At 36.7% G+C, this 21,731-nt stretch carries 13 protein-coding genes; 6 read left to right on the top strand and 7 right to left on the bottom strand.

Features of this window, described 5'->3' with window-relative positions:
* Positions 1–196 precede the first annotated feature (196 nt).
* From IPI65_02210 to IPI65_02190, 5 genes are all read right to left on the bottom strand, one after another.
* On the bottom strand, positions 197–2,914 hold the full coding sequence (locus IPI65_02210) for a T9SS type A sorting domain-containing protein (GenBank protein MBK7440365.1): 2,718 nt from the start codon (positions 2,912–2,914) through the stop codon (positions 197–199).
* A gap of 102 nt (positions 2,915–3,016) precedes the next feature.
* A complete protein-coding gene (locus tag IPI65_02205; protein MBK7440364.1) occupies positions 3,017–7,618 on the bottom strand; it encodes a T9SS type A sorting domain-containing protein in 4,602 nt (1,533 codons plus the stop codon).
* Positions 7,619–7,902: 284 nt separating this feature from the next.
* Positions 7,903–8,061, bottom strand: a complete 159-nt coding sequence (locus IPI65_02200) for a hypothetical protein (protein ID MBK7440363.1) — start codon at positions 8,059–8,061, stop codon at positions 7,903–7,905.
* A gap of 102 nt (positions 8,062–8,163) precedes the next feature.
* Positions 8,164–8,634 (bottom strand): hypothetical protein, encoded by a 471-nt coding sequence (locus tag IPI65_02195; protein MBK7440362.1) that lies wholly within the window; start codon positions 8,632–8,634, stop codon positions 8,164–8,166.
* The gene (locus tag IPI65_02190) at positions 8,555–8,902 is read right to left on the bottom strand and encodes a hypothetical protein (protein MBK7440361.1); all 348 of its coding nucleotides are present in this window, start codon (positions 8,900–8,902) and stop codon (positions 8,555–8,557) included. The genes IPI65_02195 and IPI65_02190 overlap by 80 nt, the downstream gene beginning before the upstream one ends.
* A 510-nt stretch (positions 8,903–9,412) precedes the next feature.
* Between IPI65_02190 and IPI65_02185 the strand changes: the two genes are divergently transcribed.
* On the top strand, positions 9,413–10,810 hold the full coding sequence (locus IPI65_02185) for a hypothetical protein (GenBank protein MBK7440360.1): 1,398 nt from the start codon (positions 9,413–9,415) through the stop codon (positions 10,808–10,810).
* A 68-nt stretch (positions 10,811–10,878) separates the two neighbouring features.
* On the opposite strand, the gene IPI65_02180 is transcribed toward IPI65_02185, so the two are convergent.
* Positions 10,879–14,082 (bottom strand): T9SS type A sorting domain-containing protein, encoded by a 3,204-nt coding sequence (locus IPI65_02180; protein ID MBK7440359.1) that lies wholly within the window; start codon positions 14,080–14,082, stop codon positions 10,879–10,881.
* 277 nt (positions 14,083–14,359) lie between these two features.
* Here IPI65_02180 and gldA point away from each other — a divergent pair, with 277 nt between their 5' ends.
* The 4 genes from gldA to IPI65_02160 are packed head-to-tail and all read left to right on the top strand — an operon-like array spanning position 14,360 to position 18,848.
* Positions 14,360–15,259 (top strand): gliding motility-associated ABC transporter ATP-binding subunit GldA, encoded by a 900-nt coding sequence (gldA, locus tag IPI65_02175; GenBank protein ID MBK7440358.1) that lies wholly within the window; start codon positions 14,360–14,362, stop codon positions 15,257–15,259.
* 35 nt (positions 15,260–15,294) lie between these two features.
* Complete coding sequence (gene gldF / locus IPI65_02170; protein ID MBK7440357.1) at positions 15,295–16,026, top strand: gliding motility-associated ABC transporter permease subunit GldF; 732 nt, start codon at positions 15,295–15,297, stop codon at positions 16,024–16,026.
* Between the two features lie 26 nt (positions 16,027–16,052).
* The gene (gldG, locus tag IPI65_02165) at positions 16,053–17,789 is read left to right on the top strand and encodes a gliding motility-associated ABC transporter substrate-binding protein GldG (GenBank protein ID MBK7440356.1); all 1,737 of its coding nucleotides are present in this window, start codon (positions 16,053–16,055) and stop codon (positions 17,787–17,789) included.
* 12 nt (positions 17,790–17,801) lie between these two features.
* The gene (locus tag IPI65_02160; GenBank protein MBK7440355.1) at positions 17,802–18,848 is read left to right on the top strand and encodes a DUF4340 domain-containing protein; all 1,047 of its coding nucleotides are present in this window, start codon (positions 17,802–17,804) and stop codon (positions 18,846–18,848) included.
* Here IPI65_02160 and IPI65_02155 read toward each other — a convergent pair whose 3' ends face one another.
* Positions 18,849–20,426 carry a T9SS type A sorting domain-containing protein gene (locus IPI65_02155; GenBank protein MBK7440354.1) on the bottom strand — a complete coding sequence of 526 codons (1,578 nt, stop codon included), beginning with the start codon at positions 20,424–20,426 and terminating at the stop codon, positions 18,849–18,851. It abuts the gene before it with no gap.
* An 86-nt stretch (positions 20,427–20,512) separates the two neighbouring features.
* On the opposite strand from IPI65_02155, the gene dnaN reads away from it, so the two are divergent.
* On the top strand, positions 20,513–21,631 hold the full coding sequence (gene dnaN, locus IPI65_02150; protein MBK7440353.1) for a DNA polymerase III subunit beta: 1,119 nt from the start codon (positions 20,513–20,515) through the stop codon (positions 21,629–21,631).
* Positions 21,632–21,731: the final 100 nt, after the last annotated feature.

The raw sequence follows: 21,731 nt of genomic DNA, 5'->3' as shown, positions 1-21,731 counted from the left end.
ATTGACAGACAGAGCATTAGCACAAAAAATGGTTGTGTGATTTTGATGGGAAGTCTCATACTAAACATGTTAAACAGTTATTTTAATTCTAATTAGATTTATTTCTCAACGCAAAGTTAAGCGTTTGCGGGGGCTTTAATAAACAAACCCCTCCAAAATTAGATGGAAGGGTTTGTGAAATAGTTGTATCACTGTTTTATCTTGATATCACCAATTGTTGGGTTGTAGTATATCCTTCGGTTGTTACCTTAACCAGATACATACCTGATGGCCAGGAATTAATATCTAATGATAAAATATATTCTGCACCATCCATAGTAACATTAGATGCGGAAATTATTTGTCCGGCCAGATTAAATATCTCAATTTGTAATTGCTGATTTGCTATTGTTTCATTTTGAATATACAACTGCACTAAATCGGAAGCAGGGTTCGGATTTATACCTAAACTGATCGTTGCATCACCACCTTCCATTTTACATGATTTAGTAACTGCAGTTGTTGCAGATACTTTTGCGCATCCTGATGCATTGGTTACTTTCACTTTATAATTTCCAATAGTTGTAACGGTATATGTATTTGAAGTAGCTCCTGCAATGTTTGCTCCGTTTTTAATCCATTGGAAAGTATATCCTGCACCATTACCTGTTTTTAATAATAAACTTGGTAATCCGCACAAATCAGTTCCACCCGGTGCAGTTATAGTTGCTTTTGGTGCGGCTATAACATTAACTGCGGTAGTTGCAGATGTTAATGTACATCCACCGGCAACGGAAACTTTCACCTGATAATTTCCTGATTTATTTGTGGTATAATTTGCAGCTGTTGCACCACCAATATTTCCGCCATTGCGCAGCCATTGGTAAGTATATCCTGCAACGGTTGTAGCTTGTAATGTAACGGTTCCCGGACTACAGAATGAAGTTGGACCGGATGGTGTAATTACTGCAACAACAACACCTTCATCTGTTGATGCATCACAATCGTCATCTATTGCATTACAAATTTCTGTTGCACCGGGTTTAATTGCTGCGTTGGCATCATTACAATCGGTATTATTAATTACATATCCTATTGGAGCGCCGCTACATGTATTTGAAGTAATTAAATTATTTCCATAAGTGTCACTATCAGCATCTGCATAGTAAGTGGTGAATATTAAACCTTCATCTGATGACGCATCACAATCATCGTCCATTGTATTACAAATTTCTGTTGCGCCTGGATTAATTGTTGCATTTATATCATTACAATCCGTATTATTATTTACATAACCAATTGGTGCGCCGCTGCAGGTATTTGATGTAACTAAGTTATTTCCATAAGTATCACCATCAGTGTCTGCAAAATAAGTGACAAATATTAATCCATTATCATTTGTTCCATTACAATCATCATCTATGCCATTACATATTTCTACAGCACCGGGATAAATGGTAGCACTGGCATCATTACAATCAGTATTATTTAAAACATAACCGGAAACCGGTGGCGTGCAAAATGGAGTAGAAATTGCAGCATTACCAAAATTATCTGCATCACTATCGGCATAATAAGTTACCGGAGTGCAAGCAGTGATGGTAACATTGTAATCTTCAGTTTCACCATTATTAAAAGTTGCGCATGCTGTACCTGATGTAGGCACATAATTATATGCACAACGAATACGCATTCTTGTATTTCCAGCAGTTGCAGTATATGGAATAGTTATTGAACCATTTATTACATCAATAGATGCAGTAACAGAATTAAAAACATATTCACCGGCATCATCAAAATCACCATCAATATTATAATCAATCCATATGGCAAAACCTTCAGTGAATTCCGGACCAGATTGCATACTTACATTAAAAATTGCGCCTTGAGCGATGGTTAAATTTTGAGCTGCAAAATGGGTGTAATTATTAGGATTAGTTGTGCAACCGGTATTATTATTTGTAATATTTGTTACACCACCGGTAGTTGAAAAATCATCAATAAAATCTTCTGAACCACATGAACCTTCTAAATAAACGGGTGTGCAATAACACACTTCACTTCCTGTTGTAAATGTATTTACAGGGCAACCGGTTGCTTCACCATAACCATTATAGGGTGTTACTTTCCAACCGTAAGTTGTTGAGGGATTAAAAATATTAGTATAATTTAATGCAACAGCTAAATCAATATTATTTGCCACATTATTATAATCGGGAGCATTATTTCCGGCAGTAATTTTATAACCTGAAGCGAGTGGAACGATATCCCATGTTAAAGTTTCATTGGTGCAAATTCCTGTTGAACCTGAAGCCGGAACAAATGAAGTAACACAACCGGGAGTTGCTGCAGCTAAACGGTCGATACTTAAATCATCAAGATAAATATCTTTTCCAAAAGCAGAAGTTGCTTTAAAAATTACATAATTTGTTGCTGTATTAAATGTTGAAGGAATGGTAAACGTATATTTATACCAACCATTAGTTCCTTCAGCAGGAGACTGAGCGCGATCGCGATTAATGGTGCCTAATAAAGTACCACCAACAGAAGTTTGAGCTGTATTTACAAACACTTCCAATTTATCGTTGCCAACCCAGTTATCTCTGTACATCCAAAAACTAACTGTATAGGTTCCGGCGATTGTAAAATCCTGCACATTGGTTCTCAATTCACCGGAAGTTCCTGCGCCGAAATTTGCTGAGTTGAAACGGATTTGCCATGCTCCTGTATGTGGTGTTTGAACCGGAGAAACGCCATTTCCAAACCTTGCCCAGTTGCCCGGGAATGAAGGACCGGTAAGGCGCACATTCGACCACCCTGTTGGAGGAAAAGGCAGGGCTTCGAAACCTTGTGAAAGTATATTAACCTGAGCTGACAGGTTTGTTGTAATCAGGGTTGCAAAACCCATGATGGCAATTAGTTTACGAATATGCATGACTTGGTTGCTTTATGAGCAGGTTCAAATATTTATCAAAATTAAGCAAAAAAAATCCCGGAATCCAAAGTGGAATCCGGGATTTAGCGGTTAAATAATTATTTATTTCTGCAATATTAATTGTTTGGTAAACTCTTTACCATCAACTGTTACTTTAACAATATACATACCTGCAGGAACGGCATCATTTAATGTGATGCTTTCGCTGATATTTCCATTGTTAACGGAAACATTGTTATTGTAAACAATTTCACCCATGATATTAAATAATTGCACATCTGCAGAAGTTGCATTTGTAATTATACTTAATTCAATTACAAATTCACTTTCAGTTGGGTTAGGGAACATATCAAATGTTTCCTCTGCAATTGGCTCAACTGTTTCACCTTCTTTACATGCTGTTACAACTATTGCATTTGATTCTCTTGAACAACCTGTTGCAGCTGTAACAAGGCAAGTATATGAACCGGCAGTTGTTGGGAAATATAAATAGTTGTTAGCACCCGGAATTGGTGTTCCGTCTTTTTTCCACTGCCAAGTGTAAGTTGCATCGTAACTTACTTTTAATTTAACAGTAGTACAAAGACTTGTTCCGTTTGGAGCTGATGCATTTGCATTTGGATTTGCCAATACAGAAACAACAGTTGGTGTAGATAATGCAAAACATCCTTCAGGACTATTTACCTGAACCTGATAATTACCAGGTTTATTTGCACCATAAGTTGATGCAGTTGCACCTACAATGATATTACCATTTTTAAACCACTGATAAGTATAACCTAAACCGGTATTTGCAGTTAATGTTGTTGGAACACCTTTACAAGTTTGAACTGAACCTGCAGGTGATATTGATGCAGTTACTGTTCCTTCATCAAAGTTACCATCACAGTTATTATCTAAACCATCACAAATTTCAACTGCACCAGGATAAACAGTGTTTTGTGTATCATCACAATCAGTATTATCTGTTACATAACCTGAAGGTAAACCATCACAAGTTGTTGTTGTATTAAATGCATCACCATAAGTATCAGCATCTGTATCTGCAAAATAAGTTGTGAATGTTAATCCGTCATCTGCAATACCATCACAATCCTCATCTATCGCATTACAAATTTCTGATGCACCCGGATTAATAGAAGCGTCTGCATCATTACAATCTGTATTATCTAATACATAAGGTGCTGCTGGAACATAACAGAATGTTGTTCCGGCATCTAATTGGTCACCATAAGTATCACCATCGTTATCTAAATAATAAGTTGTGAATAATGCATCATCATCGATATTGCCATCGCAGTCGTTATCGATGCCATTGCATAAATCAATTACACCAGGATAAACGGTATCATCAGTATCATCACAATCATCACTATTTAATACATAACCCATTGGAGCACCATCGCATGTTGTTGTTGTAACAGCAGCATCACCATGTGTATCACCATCCGCATCTGCATAATAAGTTGTGAATGTTAATCCATCATCTGCAATACCATCACAATCTTCATCTATCGCGTTACAAATTTCTGATGCACCCGGATTAATTGAACCATCCGCATCATCACAATCAGTATCGTCAATTACATAACCCATTGGAGCACCATCACATGTTGTTGTTGTAACAGCAGCATTACCATAAGTATCAGCATCTGCATCTGCATAATAAGTTGTGAATGTTAATCCGTCATCTGCAATACCATCACAATCTTCATCCATTGCATTACATATTTCTGTTGCACCAGGATTAATTGATGCATCTGCATCATTACAATCTGTATTATCTAAAACATAAGGTGCTGCTGGAACATAACAGAATGTTGTTCCACCATCTAATTGGTCACCATAAGTATCACCATCATTATCTAAATAATAAGTTGTGAATAATGCATCATCATCGATATTTCCATCGCAGTCGTTATCGATTCCGTTACATAAATCAATTACGCCCGGATAAACAGTATCATCTGTATCATCACAATCATCACTATTTAATACATAACCCATTGGAGCACCATCGCAAGTTGTTGTAGAAACAGCAACATCACCATGTGTATCACCATCTGCATCTGCATAATAAGTTGTGAATGTTAATCCGTCATCGGCAATACCATCACAATCTTCATCCATCGCATTACAAATTTCTGTTGCACCAGGATTTATTGATGCATCTGAATCATCACAATCTGTATCATCAATAACATAACCTACCGGAGCACCATCACATGTTGTTGTAGTAACAGCAGCATTACCATAAGTATCACCATCTGCATCTGCATAATAAGTTGTGAATGTTAATCCGTCATCTACAATACCATCACAATCTTCATCCATTGCATTACATATTTCTGTTGCACCAGGATTTATTGATGCATCTGAATCATCACAATCTGTATCATCAATAACGTAACCTACCGGAGCACCATCACATGTTGTTGTAGTTATAGCAGCATTACCATAAATATCACCATCCGCATCAGCATAATAAGTTGTGAATGTTAATCCGTCATCGGAAATACCATCACAATTTTCATCTATTGCATTACAAATTTCTGATGCACCAGGATTAATAGAAGCATCTGCATCATTACAATCTGTATTATCTAATACATAAGGTGCGGCAGGAACATAACAGAATGTAGTTCCGGCATCTAATTGATCACCATAAGTATCACCATCGTTATCTAAATAATAAGTTGTAAATAATGCATCATCATCGATATTACCATCGCAGTCGTTATCGATGCCATTACATAAATCAATTACGCCCGGATAAATAGCATCATTATTATCATCACAATCATCACTATTTAATACATAACCCATAGGTGCGCCATCGCAAGTTGTTGTAGAAACAGCAGCATCACCATGTGTATCACCATCAGCATCGGCATAATATGTAATGAACGTTAAACCTTCATCAATATCTCCGTTACAATCATCATCAACACCGTTACATACTTCTGTGGCACCTGGATTTACGGAACCATTTGTATCATCACAATCCGAATTATTATTTGAATATCCTAAACCAGGGTCAGCGCAATAATTTGCACCTAAACCAGTACCATAATTATCATTATCTGCATCAGTATAATAAATTAAGTAAGTAATACCATCATCAGTTATACCATCACAATCATCATCAACAAAGTTGCAAATTTCAGTTGCTGCAGGATTAATTGCATCATCTGCATCATTACAATCTGTTGCATCAGATACATAACCTACCGGAGTTGAACAAGCTTCAGTGCTTGAAGTTGCATCACCATAAGTATCACCATCTGCATCTGCATAATAAGTATTTAATACACCATCATCTACATTGCCATCACAATCTTCATCTATACCGTTGCAAATTTCAATAGCACCCGGATAAATGGCATTGTTAAATGGAGCGCAATCGGTATTTGTTGGCACACCACATTCAATTGCAGGGCCTGCACCAAAACCATCACCATCGGAATCAGCATATAATAATTGTGTATCATCACAATCTGAATTATTAATTACCGGACCACATGGAATTGGAGCACCATAACCAAAATAGTCACCATCAGCATCAGCATAAGTGATAAATAATGGTTGACAATCAATATTATTAGCTACATATCCAACAGGAGTTGCACATGCAGTAACACTTGATGCAGGATCACCAAATCCATCACCTTCAGCATCAGCATAATAAGTTGTGAAAGTTAAACCTTCATCGGTTGAACCATCACAATCATCATCAACACCGTTACAAATTTCGGTAGCTGCAGGATTAATTGCTGCATCACTATCATCACAATCGTTACTATTAGCAACATAACCTATAGGAGCCGAACATGCAGTTGTTGATGATAAAATATCACCATAGGTATCGCCATCAGCATCAGCATAATAAGTGTTTAATACACCTTCGTCGATATTACCATCGCAATCGTTATCAATACCATCACAAATTTCTGTTGCTGCAGGATTAATTGCTGCATCACTATCATCACAATCTGTATCATCAGATACAAAACCAATTGGTGCACCGTCGCAAGTTTCAGCAGTCATTATTGCATTACCATAAGTATCACCATCATTATCTGCATAATATAATGTGAATGTTAAACCTTCATCATTATTACCATCGCAGTTATCATCAATAGCATTACAAATTTCTGTCGCACCGGGATTAATTGCGTCGTTGGCATCATCACAATCAGTATTATCTGCAACATATCCAATTGGCGCAGAACACTCCATTGTTGTTGCTAAAATATCACCATAGGTATCTAAATCTACATCAGCATAATAAGTATTTAAAACTGCTTCATCGATATTACCATCGCAGTTGTTGTCAATACCATCACAAATTTCTGTAGCTAAAGGATTTATTGCGTCATTGTTATCATCACAATCGGTATTATCCATTACAAAATTAACAGGTGCTGTGCACGCTTCGGTAGACATTGCTGAATTTCCAAAACCATCAACATCAATATCTGCATAAAAAGTATTTAATACACCCTCATCGATATTTCCATCGCAATTATCATCTATCTCATTACAAATTTCTATTTCACCCGGATTAATTGCACCGTTTGTATCATTGCAATCGGTGTTATCTGCAACATATCCAACTGAAGGTGAACAGGCAGTTTCACTTACATCATTATCACCATAACCATCGCCATCTGAATCTGCATAATAAACAGATTGACCTGTCAATTCAACAAAAATATTATTAGTACCCGTACAACCATTTGCATCAGTAACTGTTACTGAATATGTATTTGTTGTTAAGGCGGAAATATCCTGAGAAGTTGCTCCATTTGACCATGAGTATCCATAATAATTAACTGTAACCGCTGTTCAATGTCACGATTAAATCATCAACACCAAAATCCATGATCATTTGATGTATTATCAATATCTTACCATCGTAACCAAATTGTTTCTCCTGGTAGAATTGTTACTGAAAACGATTTGATTAAAGTTGATTCTGTTGGCGGCTAAATTTCCATCCAATGCAGCCGCTGTAGCAGTAGCAATTGGACTTGTAAATCTAATGTATTAACATCTGTCCAAGTTCCGGTAGCTAATGATTGATGCATTTTTTGATAATCAAAATCTAATGTTGTTGCAACAGATGTTGAGCCTCCGTTCTCCATTGTTCGCCAGTAAATGTTACGTTTACTGAATTTGAAGTTTCACCTGTTCTATTTGTAATTTGACACCATATAATAAAGGGTTCGCAGAACCACCTAATGATCCTAAACATCGGTCGTTGAATCTGTTGAACCAAAGCTATAAGGCACCAACCAGTATTTGAACTTCCTGTGTTGGCAATAAGTTATTCTGTTTGAATACCAATTTGCTAAAGTAGTATTATCAGCCCATGGATTGTTTGTACCTGTATTTAATAATGTATTAAAATCCTGCGCAGTATTTTGTGTTATCGGTGCAGTAAACGGCGCTCTTCCACTCACTGATAAATCAATACTACCCTTATTACTTCCGCCTATACACGTTGCATCAATATGTGTTTCACTTACGGTAATAACAGGGCAATTAACGGTAAATGTTGCCTGATAATTGGCACCTCCATTACTTGAGTAATTTGTTCCGGTTCCGCAACCAGTGTAGTCGGCTGTGCTATAAATTTCAAAGTATAACTTCCGGCAGGCAGGCCTGTAAGAATATTGGTGGTTCGGAAAGTGTTTGCCATTTTTGGTCGTTGCCACCGCAACCTGTTCCAAGGTTGCTGTTAAAAGCAAGGCCAATGCTTGAAAAAGAGCCTGAGGGGCTTCCCGACCAAACGCGATACCACAAATTACCATTGGTAATATCGCATGGTGAACATTTAAACGTTTTGTTTTCGCCACCGGCAATTACCAGTGAATTGCCGGCACCTATTGTAAAGGTACCGAGGTTAGCGCCCTGTAAATCGGGGTTTCCGGTTATGGCCTGCATATCATAGAAAGCATTACCAGCGCCGTTAATATTGAGCACAGCATAACTTTCATAAATACCACTTTGGCCAAAAGTACGTTGCTGCTAACAAATAGCATCAACACCACAAGCGTTCGTAAACCTGCTTTGAGTGTAAATTTTAGGTTCATAAAATTTGGGTTAATAAGTAAAATGGATAGCAAATTTGAGGAAAAAGCAAGAGTATTTATAGTTAGTTACTAAAAATCTTGGCTCCTTGAGCGATAGGAATCAATTTTTGGAGTTACTTGAGCACGTAATTTTTAAGGCATTATATGTGTACACAGCAAATTGAGTGAAAAGTTAAAACTTTAAGCATCCTAATTATTCCATAATCTTAATCGATTTTTAACTATAAATTAGCTTGAAATTCACAAGCGGCAAGGTGTTTCGTCATTATAAGGCTCAATTTTAAATATACCCCTTTTTGTAAAACAGCAAAAAAGATAGGCAAACCATGCTTAAAACTGGTTATTCCTTACATAAAAACCTTACCTTTGAGTGCGACAACACACAACAGCTATCTAAAGTATGCCAATTATTTATCAGCTAATTAAAACGCTGAGCCCAACTGAAACTGACAAGGTTTTGGCTTTGCCGTTTCAGGATCGTGAACGGGACGTTTTGCAACAGATGTTGCAATTACACAGCAAGATATTTCCATCTTCTACTGTGTGCAAACGATTGAATATTACTACCTCACATCTGGATAAAATCAATTCCATTTTATTTAAAAAGGTAATTGAATCGATAGCCGGCACCAATATTTATCACCAGATAAATTATCTTGATCAGAAAAATGGTTTATGGAAAGCGTCGCTGCGTATATTAAAACACCATGAACAAAAAGTAATTCTTTTATCAAAAGACAAAAACGAAAAATTCGAATTTTATAAATTTTATTTCGAATGGTTATTATTTAATACTGCAGTTCAAAATGTTGATACAGAGGTTCAGCGTATTAGTGATGCTATTTTAGAGGATTGCCCGAAAGCTACTTTTGACGAAACCCAGCTTTGGATAAAAATTTCCATATTTAGAAAAGAAATTAATATCAGCACAACTAAAGCTGATTTTACAGAAGCACAGCGGCACAAAGAATTATTTTCAAAACTGGAACGGCTTATTAGTGAAGCAGCTGCTATTAATTCGGCAATGTGTTTATACAAAGCCAAGTTGTGTGGTATTTTTTTAAATAATCTGCTCAAAGATTTTACCCAGAGCCGAATTTATATCAGCAAAATAAATGATTTATTTCTCAGCTACAAAGAAGCCTTTACAGAAGCCGAAATATTAACTGCACAATGGCATTATGCTCAGATATTATTTATGAGCAGTGAATTTGAAGAGGCTTTTAATATTTATCATAGTTTGTATGGCCGCATCAATGTAAATGAACCATTGCGTTGGTACATTTATGTTGCAGAATATTTCCAAATGTGCCTGGTAATGGGTCGTTACGATTTAGCCGAAACCATTTGTAAAGAATATTTTGAGAAGTTTTTTGGAGATAGCAACGGGAATTTTTATTTGTCGGCATTAATTCAATGCGTAAAATTCCTTATTCATACCAGTCGATTTGAAGAAGCAGCTATCAAACTTGATGCGCTGCATAAACTTACAACAAAAACATCATCGCTGCAATTTCAATTTGCCTTACGCGAATTAACTGCAGCCTATCATTACCTGAACCGAGATTATAAAACTGCGCTAGTTCTTGCTGAAAAGAATTTAAAATTTATGCGCTCTAAAAAAATGCATATTTTAATTCCTGAATATACTTACCACAGCCGACTCATAAAAGTAATTATCAAAAACAAACAAAAACATCGTTTGTTTGATGAGGATGAAAAATTTATGCTGGCTGAAATGCAAAAAAGCACTTTAGCACAGTATGGACTTTTACTGAACAGATTAATTGAAATGTAAAACAAACCACATAAAAAAAACCGGTTGCTGATTATTCAACAACCGGTTTTTTGTTTATTGTTTAATGATTATTCTGTAATCATTAAATTAGTAGTATACATTTTTCCATTCACACTTACAGATACGATATAGGCACCTGATGTAAACGATGAAGCATCAACTGTTGTATTTAAAGTTCCGTTGAACAACGCTACTTGTGCATTGTAAACAACTTCACCTAAAATGTTAAACACAGTAACAGTTGCATCTGTATTTAATTCATCCAATTCCATTTCTACATTAAATAAATTATCTGCAGGGTTTGGATATACTGCTAATGTTGTATTGGCTGCTATCGGTTCTGTCGATAATCCTTCTCTACAAACATTAATTACAGTTACTGTAGCTGTAGTTCTTGAACAGTCAAATTCATTAGTAATTTCACAATAATAATTTCCTGTAGTAACCGGGAAATAGGTAAAATTAGTAGCACCTGAAATTGGTGTTCCATCTAAATACCACTGATAGGTATATGTTGCTCCGAAACTTGCTTTTAATTTCACTGTAGCAAGGCACATATTTAATCCGTTAGGTGCAGATACATTTGCATTTGGATTTGGTGACACACCTAATCCGGTTGGTTCAGATAATGCGAAACATCCTTCCGGTGTATTTACCTGTACCTGATAGTTTGCAGGTTTATTTGATGAATAAGTTGAACTTGTTGCACCAACAATAATGTTTCCATTTTTAAACCATTGATAAGTGTAACCAATACCTGTATTTGCTGTAAATGTTTGCGGAACACCTTTACAAGTTACCACAACACCTGATGGCGAAATAGTTGCAGTAACTATACCATCATCTACATTACCATCACAATTATTATCTAAACCATCACAAATTTCTGTTGCACCAGGGTAAACGGCATCATTTGTATCATCACAATCTTCGTTATTGGTAATCCACATTGCACCGTATGGTCCGCATGCTTCTAGTGTAGCTAAAGGATTTCCAAAATTATCACCATCGGCATCCTGATAAAAAGTTAATATTGGTAAACCTTCATCTGAAATACCACTGCAATTGTCATCAATAAAATTACATACTTCAATTGCTGCCGGATTAATTGCATCATTAAAATCTTCACAATCGGTGTTATCTGCTACATAAGTTGCAGGTGCACCATCGCAAGTTGTTGCAGTGCCATAAGTACCATCTCCATAACCATCACCATCGTTATCTTTATAATAAGTTGTGAATGTTAATCCATCATCTGCAATACCATCACAATCTTCATCTATTGCATTACAAATTTCTGATGCGCCAGGATTTATTGAAGCGTCTGCATCATTACAATCAGTATTATCTAATACATAAGGTGCTGCTGGAACATAACAGAATGTAGTTCCGGCAAATAATTGATCACCATAATTATCGCCATCATTATCTAAATAATAAGTTGTAAATAATGCATCGTCATCGATATTACCATCGCAGTCGTTATCAATGCCATTACATAAATCAATTACACCCGGATAAACAGTAGCATCAGCATCATCACAATCTCCGGTTATTAATACATATGGTGCACCCGGAACTTCACAAAATCCGAATGCTGCACCTTGACCATATCCGTCGCCATCAATATCTGCATAATAATCTAAAAATGTTAAGCCATCATCAAATCCGCCAACACAATCGTCATCTAATCCGTTACAAATTTCTGTTGCACCTGGATTAATTGAAGCATCTGCATCGTTACAATCGCCCGTTAATAATACATATGGTGCGCCCGGAGCTTCACAAAATCCGAATGCTGCACCCTGACCATAACCGTCGCCATCAACATCTGCATAATAATCTAAAAATGTTAAGCCATCATCAAATCCGCCAACACAATCATCATCTAATCCGTTACAAATTTCTGTTGCACCTGGATTAATTGAAGGATCTGCATCATTACAATCGCCCGTTAATAATACATATGGTGCACCCGGAGCTTCACAAAATCCGAATGCTGCACCCTGACCATAACCGTCGCCATCAACATCTGCATAATAATCTAAAAACGTTAAGCCATCATCAAATCCGCCAACACAATCATCATCTAATCCGTTACAAATTTCTGTTGCACCTGGATTAATATTTTCATCTGCATCATCGCAATCGCCCGTTAATAATACATATGGTGCACCCGGAGCTTCACAAAATCCGAATGCTGCACCTTGACCATATCCGTCGCCATCAACATCTGCATAATAATCTAAAAACGTTAAGCCATCATCAAATCCGCCAACACAATCATCATCTAATCCGTTACAAATTTCTGTTGCACCTGGATTAATTGAACCATTTGCATCATCACAATCCGTATTATTTAATGAATATCCAGCACCCGGGAAAGTGCAATAATTTGCTGCTAAACCGGCACCATAAGTATCGCCATCAGCATCGTCATAAACAGCTAAATAAGTTATACCATTATCGGCAGTTGCATCACAATCGTCGTCGATAAAATTACATATTTCGGTTGCGCCGGGATAAATTGTTGCGTCATTATCGTTACAATCTAATGATGATACATATGTATCATTATCATTATCTGCGTCAACACTTACATTATCAACAGCAAAACTTGGACGTGAACCGCCCCCTGTAACATCTTTTGAAATCCAGCGAATTTGAACAATTGGCTGATTATCGCAAGCAGATGGGAGGGTAATTGATTTTGTTTGCGGGTTTTGCGGTGTTGTAACACCAGTGGTTGTTTGTAAAGTAGTTCCACTCTGATATTCTATACCAGTTAATGTTGTAAAAGCACCTGTATTACCAACACGATATTGGAGCGTTGCTTCATTTATACGGTTATTTGCGCCTCCATCATAAGGGTTGCGAATCACCATAATATCGTAGGTAACTTTAATGTTTGAACTTCCTGTAGTAACCAAAGCCAATGCAATAGCCGGATTGGTAGAGCCTGAAGCGAGTTCACCTATTTTACCGTTGTAGTTATGAACGCCACCGGAATTATTAGAAGCACTAGAGCTGGCAATTAATGCCTGATCGCCGGTAGCTGCTACAGTTTGGTAGGTATTAGTTGCTGCACTGCTAACCTTCCAACCTTGCCAACCGGCAGGGTAAGTGGTAGAAGTATGCAATAAACCGGAAAAATTTTGGGAATAAGGGATGGCTTGCGGCGTGGGGTTGGTTTGAGCAAAAAGGCCCGTGGAAACCATCAACGCACATCCCAAAAACAATCTTTTAGATGAGATTTTGTAAAGGAATTTCATTGGTTTGAATTAAAGAGTGAAAGTTGAGTTGCAAAAATGACTAATATCCTGCACATGTTATACAAAATTAAATTAACGTTATGTTAAAAACGTATTATATTAAGAAATGCACATGTACCAAGCATTTCAAGCGATTAAATACTGAATTGCAGATATGTAGATGTGGGTAATAGATGCCTGTTTGCTATGATAAATATACACTTTTTTGTCAGATAACGTTATTGTGCATACAATGCCTTTTTTAAAGCGACCTTTAACGTAAATTTGCCCGTAAATTATGTCAGTAATAGTTGACCAGCTCACGAAAGTATACGGAGAACAGACGGCGGTAAATTCGATTTCATTCACTGTAAACAGCGGAGAAATTGTCGGATTTCTGGGCCCCAACGGTGCAGGAAAAAGCACTACCATGAAAATGCTTACCTGTTTTATACCTCAAACAGCCGGAAAAGCCAGTGTTTGCGGGTTCGATACCGAAAAAAACAGTATTGATGTGCGCCGAAATATTGGTTATTTACCTGAACATAACCCGCTGTACCCCGAAATGTATGTAAAAGAGTATCTGGAATTCGCCGCTCGTTTAAACGGAATGAAAAATGCGGATAAGCGGATTGAGGAAATGATTGGCATTACCGGTTTAACATTAGAACGGAGAAAAAAAATTGGTCAGTTATCAAAAGGATATCGTCAGCGTGTTGGTTTAGCACAAGCCATGTTGCACAATCCGAAAGTGTTAATTATGGATGAACCAACATCCGGATTAGACCCTAACCAATTAGCTGAAGTGCGCAATCTCATTAAAAATATCGGGAAAGAAAAAACGGTAATTCTTTCAACCCATATTATGCAAGAAGTGCAGGCAATTTGCAGTCGCGTAATTATTATCAATAAGGGAAAAATTGTTGCCGACGATTCGGTTGACGGTATACAAGCACAACAAAAAGGCACAACCATAATTCAGGTTGAATTTAAAGAAAATGTTGATCATAAATTAATTAAAACAATTCCCGGTGTGCGCAATGTGAAAGGTGATAACAAATTAGTTATTACGTATTACGGTGAAGGTGATATTCGCGAACAATTATTCCGTTTTGCGGTAGAACATAAATATACCTTGCTGAATATGCATATCGAAAAACAAAATCTGGAAGACGTATTCCAGGAATTAACAAAATAACACAACTTCATTTCTAAACAACAAAACAGTTTGCTTTGATCGCGATATTCAGAAAAGAATTAAATGTGTTTTTCAGTTCACTGATTGGCTATATAGCCATTACCATATTTTTGGTTGCGAACGGATTATTTGCATGGGTTTTTCCGGATACAAATATTTTAGACGACGGATATGCAACACTGGATTCGTTTTTTAATTTCGCGCCCTGGATTTTAATGTTTTTGATTCCCGCAATTACCATGCGTTCTTTTGCGGAAGAAAAAAATAGCGGAACACTTGAATTTATTACCACACGGCCAATTACCGATATGCAAATTATTTTCGGAAAATATTTTGCTGCATTCGTGTTGGTTGCCTTTGCTATATTACCTACAGTATTATATTATTTTACTGTAAGTGCATTAGCATCACCGGTGGGCAATGTTGATACGGGCGGAATTATTGGTTCTTATATCGGATTATTATTGTTGGGCGCTACTTTTGTTGCTATATCTTTATTTACATCCTGCATAACCAACAATCAGATAGTTGCATTTATTGCCGGTATGTTTGCCTGTTTCTTTTTTTACCTCGCATTCGACAGCCTTTCGTTAATTCCTTATTTTGTTGGAACTATCGATAAATATTTTAATGCAATAAGTATCAACCAGCATTACCAGAATATTAGTAAAGGATATATTGACCTACGCGATGTAATTTATTTCTGCAGCATGGTGGGCATTTTTATTTTAATGACAAAAACGGCTTTGGGCAGCAGAAAATGGTAATTTAAAATTTTGTTTTTTACAACAGCATGGAACGACAAGATCAATATAAAAAAAACAGGAGACGGGCAATTTTACAATTGTTTTTACTCATTGGCATAATTGTGATTGCCAATGTTTTGTTGTCGGGATTTTTTTTCAGAATGGACTTAACTGAAGAAAAAAGATTTTCGCTGAGCACACCAACCAAACATTTATTAGAAGAACAACAAGATATTTTATTTGTGCGCGTTTATTTGGGGGGAGATTTAACGCCGAACCTAAAGCGCCTGCAACAGTCTACAACGGAAATGCTCGATCAGTTTAAAAATTATGCGGGTGATAATCTGCAATACGATGTGTTTGATCCGTTTAGCATTCCAAATGAAGAAAATCAGACTGAGTTTATTAAACAACTGGAAGAAAAAGGTATTTTAAGTGTTCAATTTTTTGAAAGCGCAACCGATGAAGCTTCTGTAAAATATGTATTTCCCTTTGCAAGTATCAGTTATAAGGATGTTGAAATTGCGTTTCCGCTTATCGACCGTGGAACCATGCCATTGCCTTTAAATCCGGATAGCGACCCTTCCGTTTCCATTTCACTGCTGGAATATAATTTCACTAAAGCTATCCGTCAAATTACGGATGACAACAAACCTTATGTTGCGTTTGTTTCCGGACATGGTGAATTAAATCGTTTCGAATTAAATGATATTGCCGGTTCATTAAATGAGCTGTATAATGTTACACAAATTGAATTGGAAGATGACAGCACGTTCGAAATTCCCAGAGAATGTAAGGCGTTGGTAATTGCTAAACCATTGATTTCGTTTTCGATGGAAGGCAAATATATTATTGATCAATTTATTATGCAGGGTGGAAATGTAATGTGGCTGATTGATCCCGTTATTGCTGATTTCGATAGTTTATATACCGGCAAGGGCCAGTTTATGGCTATTGACCGTGAATTAAATATTACGGATATGCTACTACAATATGGAGCGCGTATAAACTCTAATATTGTGCAGGATAAACAATGTTCGCATATTAATGTTCCCGTTTCGAATGGTGAAAATTTTGTGATGCGGCCATGGCCATATAATCCGATTTTAAATAATTTTAATCCGAATCATCCTATCAGTAAAAACGTGGATGCTATTGAAGGTAAGTTTGTAAGTACAGTTGATACTATTTCGGTGCCAGGCATTAAAAAAACAATATTAGTATCAACATCAGGTTTAAGCCGATATATTTCGGCACCGGCAAGAGTTAATTTTAATATTGTTGATAATAAATTTGCACCAACTGATGCACAATATAACAAACCAAATACACCTGTTGCGGTTTTGTTAGAAGGTCAGTTCCCATCAGCATTTAAATCACTGAAACCAACAGCTAACCGCTTACATCAATTAGGTTTCGGCTATCAGAATGCACCTTATATGGAAAAAGGTGTAGGCTCTAAACAAATTATGATAGGTGATGGTGATTTGATAAAAAATTATGTAGATGAAGAAGGCAAACCTGATATGTTAGGTATCAATTATATTGAAAGATATATTTATGGCAATAAAGATTTTGCCATGAATTGTATTGAATATTTATGTGATCAGGACGGATTAATTGAAACACGTGCAAAGGAAGTAAAACTGCGCCCTTTGGATGATCAAAAAGTGGGTGATAACCGCATACAATGGCAATTGCTGAATATGATTGCGCCTTTATTGGTGCTGTATATTTTCAGCGGAATTTATTTCTTTATCCGCAACAGAAAATACGCGGCTTAATTATACATTACTATGAATAGGAACTGGTTATACTTTGGCATTTTAGTGGTATTGGTGGTAATCGCCTATTTCACACTTATTCGCGATAATGATAGTTCTTATTCAAAAAAGGATACTGCTTTTGCAGTAGAGGATACCACAGCAATTGGTAAAATCAGATTAACCAATTTAAAAGGCGATAGCATCACGCTAGAAAATAAAAATGGTGTTTGGATGATGAATGGCATTTACCCGCCACGACCTGATGCATTACATAATTTACTAAATACCATGCATCAACTGGAAGTAAAAATGCCCGTTGCGAAATCAATGCATAATAATGTAGTATCCAATATTGCCGGCCGCAGAACAAAGGTTGAAATTTATAATACCAAAGGCGAAAAAACCAAAGGGTATTTTATTGGAGATAATACTGACCAGCTTAATGGAACTTTTATGTTAATGGAAGGTTCTGAACACGCATTTGTAGTAAATATTCCCGGATTTGCAGGATTTGCAGCTACTGTGTTTTTTACTGATGAAACCGATTGGAAAAGCAAACAAATTTTTGCTTATGACCCTGAAAATATTCAGCAAATAGATATTACTTATTCCAATTTGCGCGATTCTTCATTTAGTATTGTGCGCAAGGCCGATAATACATTTGAATTGGTAGGTAATACCGTTTCCAACAAACCACTGAATCCTGAAATTGTAAATTACTATCTCAAACAATACAAGTTATTAAATGCAGAATATTTTATTCTTGAACCTGAAAAACGCGACTCGCTGTTGGGAACAAAACCGGCCTGTGTGGTGAGCATAACAGATAACAATAAAATAACCACTAGCTTAAAAATATATTACCGACCGCTCACCTATCGTTCAAAAATGCAATACACTTTAGATAATAAACCAATTGAATTTGATTTGGATAAATATTATGGTGTATTTAATAATGACCGCGATTTAGGTATTATTCAAAACTTTGTATTTGGTAAACTCATGGTAGGTCCACAATACTTTTATCGTCAGCGCCCACAAAATTTAAATGTGTTGAACGAAGGGCTGAAAAAATAATTACAGTTTTATCAGTTGCTTTGTAATTACACGATCATCACCAAACATTTTTACGATATATAATCCTGATGCAAATGCGCTTACGTCAATTGTAATGGAACTTCCCGCCATACATTTAGCCTGCAACAATGGCATTACTTCTCCAAGCTGATTAATAATTTGAATTTGCTCCAGGTTTTTTAACGAGCTGTTCGAAATAGTAATTTCCCCACTTACAGGATTCGGGTAAATGCTGATTTCGTTAATTGGAACATTGTTCACAGCAACCGGTGCGGTATAATTTATCCAAACTTTAAATAACTGGTTACTTGCAGCGCTTGGTGTAAAATTTGGAATAAGTGCATCTATACCACCAAAAATATATCCGGCCAAAACAGTACCGTTTAAATCATGCAATTTAATAACACGATTATTGTAATGCGGAATATCCTGGTTTAAAATAAATTCCGCATTTGAACCTAATAATGCATCAAAATGAATCGGTTGGGGATATTGTTCAGTTATTCCATCAGCATATTTTATTATGGTTGAGATGTCATTTACAAACGGAACATTTAAATCCTGTTTAATAGTATCATCATCTTCATCATAATAATACTGACCGATGCCACCAAATAATGTTGCGAAATAATTTTGTGAAACAGAATCATAAATGCTCATTACCGGACAAGTATAATTATTTAATTTCTGATAAAAAGATTCATCTTCAGTATATCCAGCGGTACTAATATAAACCGGTGAAAACCAAACCCAGTCTGCCTCGTATTGAAACACACCACTAAATGCAGCCAATGCTTCAACTTCTCCCGGCAACATTATTTGTTCAAAATTTAAATCGCGTCGATGAAAAACGGTTGTGTCTTTTATTATTTCTACATCAGTAATTGAGATTGTAGCTCCATCATCAGTTAATTTAAATTTTTTAAGTGCATCTGTATATTTTTGGTAAAATTGTGGGCCTGCAGGTTTAGAATATTCTCCTGCAAAAACATGTCCGCCGTATAAATAAATTTCATCTTGCAGCAATCCGATTTCACCACCACTTACTTCAAATAACGTATCCTCAACTTGTCTGATTGCAGGTTCAACTGATTCACCTGCGTCAATTAAATCAGCAATCATTTCCAGATCAATTGCGAGTAACGAGGGAAAAGTTACCATACTATCGGTTGCTTGTTGATGACCGTAACCGCCAATAATGTATAAATAGTTATCGCGTTGAAAATATTGTGGGTTTGTGCATTGTAATTGGTCCTGAATACCCGCAGGCAAGCCGAAGATATTAGCCGAAGCATAATCGCCGGTTACGGGGTCAAAAAGGTGAATTTGTTTGTTAGCTTCCAGTATCGGAAAAGGTGTTGGGGGCAGAAAACCATGCAAACCACCTGTCCTTCCGGTAGCGATTAACCACCTGCCATCCCATTCGCCGATAGCAAAAGAATGCAAACCCGGCCAATCGTTATAGGTTACCTCCTCCAGGGTAATGGTGAAGGGAGGTGGTGCAACCTGCGCTGACAAAGGGTTTTGACAGATTCCGGCCAAAAGTAGTATCGTAAAAAAGGGGGTCTGTATTCGCATAGTACAAAGTTAGTATGAAATCCACCATTTGTTGAAAACACTTTTGGCACTAATGTTTACCTTTGCCGTAACTGAAAATTAACAGCATGAAGTTTATAGTAAGTACAACTGCGTTATTGCGCAATCTCCAAACGGTGAATGGCGTTGTGAGTCCGAATACGGTTTTGCCTATTCTGGAAGATTTTTTATTTGTGGTGGAAAAGAACAAACTCACCATTTCGGGAACCGATTTAGAAACCTCCATTACAACATGGATGGACATCGAATCAAAGTCGGAAGGCAAAGTAGCTATACCTGCCCGAATTTTAGTTGATTATTTAAAAACATTACCGGAACAGCCGCTTACATTTTCAATTGATGAAGATAGCTGTCAGGTTGAAATCACTACCGATCGTGGTAAATACAAACTGAATGGCGAAAACGGTGATGATTTTCCACGTGTATCCAGCGATGATAAAATGAGTGATATCACTTTACCATCTGGTGTGTTACAAAAGGTAATTAATAAAACTGCATTCGCTACAGGAACAGATGAGTTACGTCCGCCTATGACAGGTGTTTTATTCCAGTTAAATAAAGATGGAATTAATTTCGTAGCAACAGATGCACATAAATTAGTGCGTTATCGCAGAACAGATGCAAAAACAAATAATCCTGCATCACTCATTATGCCTAAAAAAGCATTGAACTTGTTGAAATCAAACTTACCTGGTGAACAAACACAGGTAACCATTTCATATAATAGTTCATTCGCATTTTTCAGCTATAATAATGTGAAATTAATTTGTCGTTTAATCGAAGGACGTTATCCGGATTACAACGCAGTTATTCCAACTGAAAATCCGAATCGTTTAACAATTAATCGCGCTGACTTTTTAAATACCTTACGTCGTGTAATTATTTTCTCGAATAAAACTACACATCAGGTTATTTTGAAAATAAAAGGTAATGAGTTGATTGTAAATGCTCAGGATTTAGATTTTAGTAATGAAGCTAATGAACGTTTAGATTGCACTTACGAAGGTGACAATATGGAAATCGGGTTTAACGCGAAGTTTTTGTTAGAGATGTTGAATGCGATGGATAATGAAGAAGTACGCATGGAGTTAAGCACGCCAAACAGAGCAGGTTTATTGTTGCCAACAGAAAGTGATGAAGCGGAGGATTTATTGATGTTGGTGATGCCGGTGATGATGAACGTGTAATTGAAGCGCGCAAAGGATGTAGGGTTTCTCGCGATGGATGGATTTGTGGTTTCTCGCTAAGGACGCGAAGGGCAAAGGGCGCGAAGGTTGGATGGGATGG

The organism is Bacteroidota bacterium (assembly GCA_016706255.1).
GTDB lineage: Bacteria > Bacteroidota > Bacteroidia > Chitinophagales > BACL12 > UBA7236.
This window is presented reverse-complemented; position numbering and strand designations above follow the sequence as displayed.

Bases quoted from the DNA above. Each gene is read 5' to 3' on its own strand.
- IPI65_02185 (MBK7440360.1), top strand. From the start codon at position 9,413: ATGCCAATTATTTATCAGCTAATTAAAACGCTGAGCCCAACTGAAACT.
- IPI65_02160 (MBK7440355.1), top strand. From the start codon at position 17,802: ATGAATAGGAACTGGTTATACTTTGGCATTTTAGTGGTATTGGTGGTA.
- dnaN (MBK7440353.1), top strand. From the start codon at position 20,513: ATGAAGTTTATAGTAAGTACAACTGCGTTATTGCGCAATCTCCAAACG.
- IPI65_02210 (MBK7440365.1), bottom strand. From the start codon at position 2,914: ATGCATATTCGTAAACTAATTGCCATCATGGGTTTTGCAACCCTGATT.
- IPI65_02200 (MBK7440363.1), bottom strand. From the start codon at position 8,061: ATGGAGAACGGAGGCTCAACATCTGTTGCAACAACATTAGATTTTGAT.
- gldG (MBK7440356.1), top strand. From the start codon at position 16,053: ATGGAACGACAAGATCAATATAAAAAAAACAGGAGACGGGCAATTTTA.
- IPI65_02180 (MBK7440359.1), bottom strand. From the start codon at position 14,082: ATGAAATTCCTTTACAAAATCTCATCTAAAAGATTGTTTTTGGGATGT.
- IPI65_02155 (MBK7440354.1), bottom strand. From the start codon at position 20,426: ATGCGAATACAGACCCCCTTTTTTACGATACTACTTTTGGCCGGAATC.
- gldA (MBK7440358.1), top strand. From the start codon at position 14,360: ATGTCAGTAATAGTTGACCAGCTCACGAAAGTATACGGAGAACAGACG.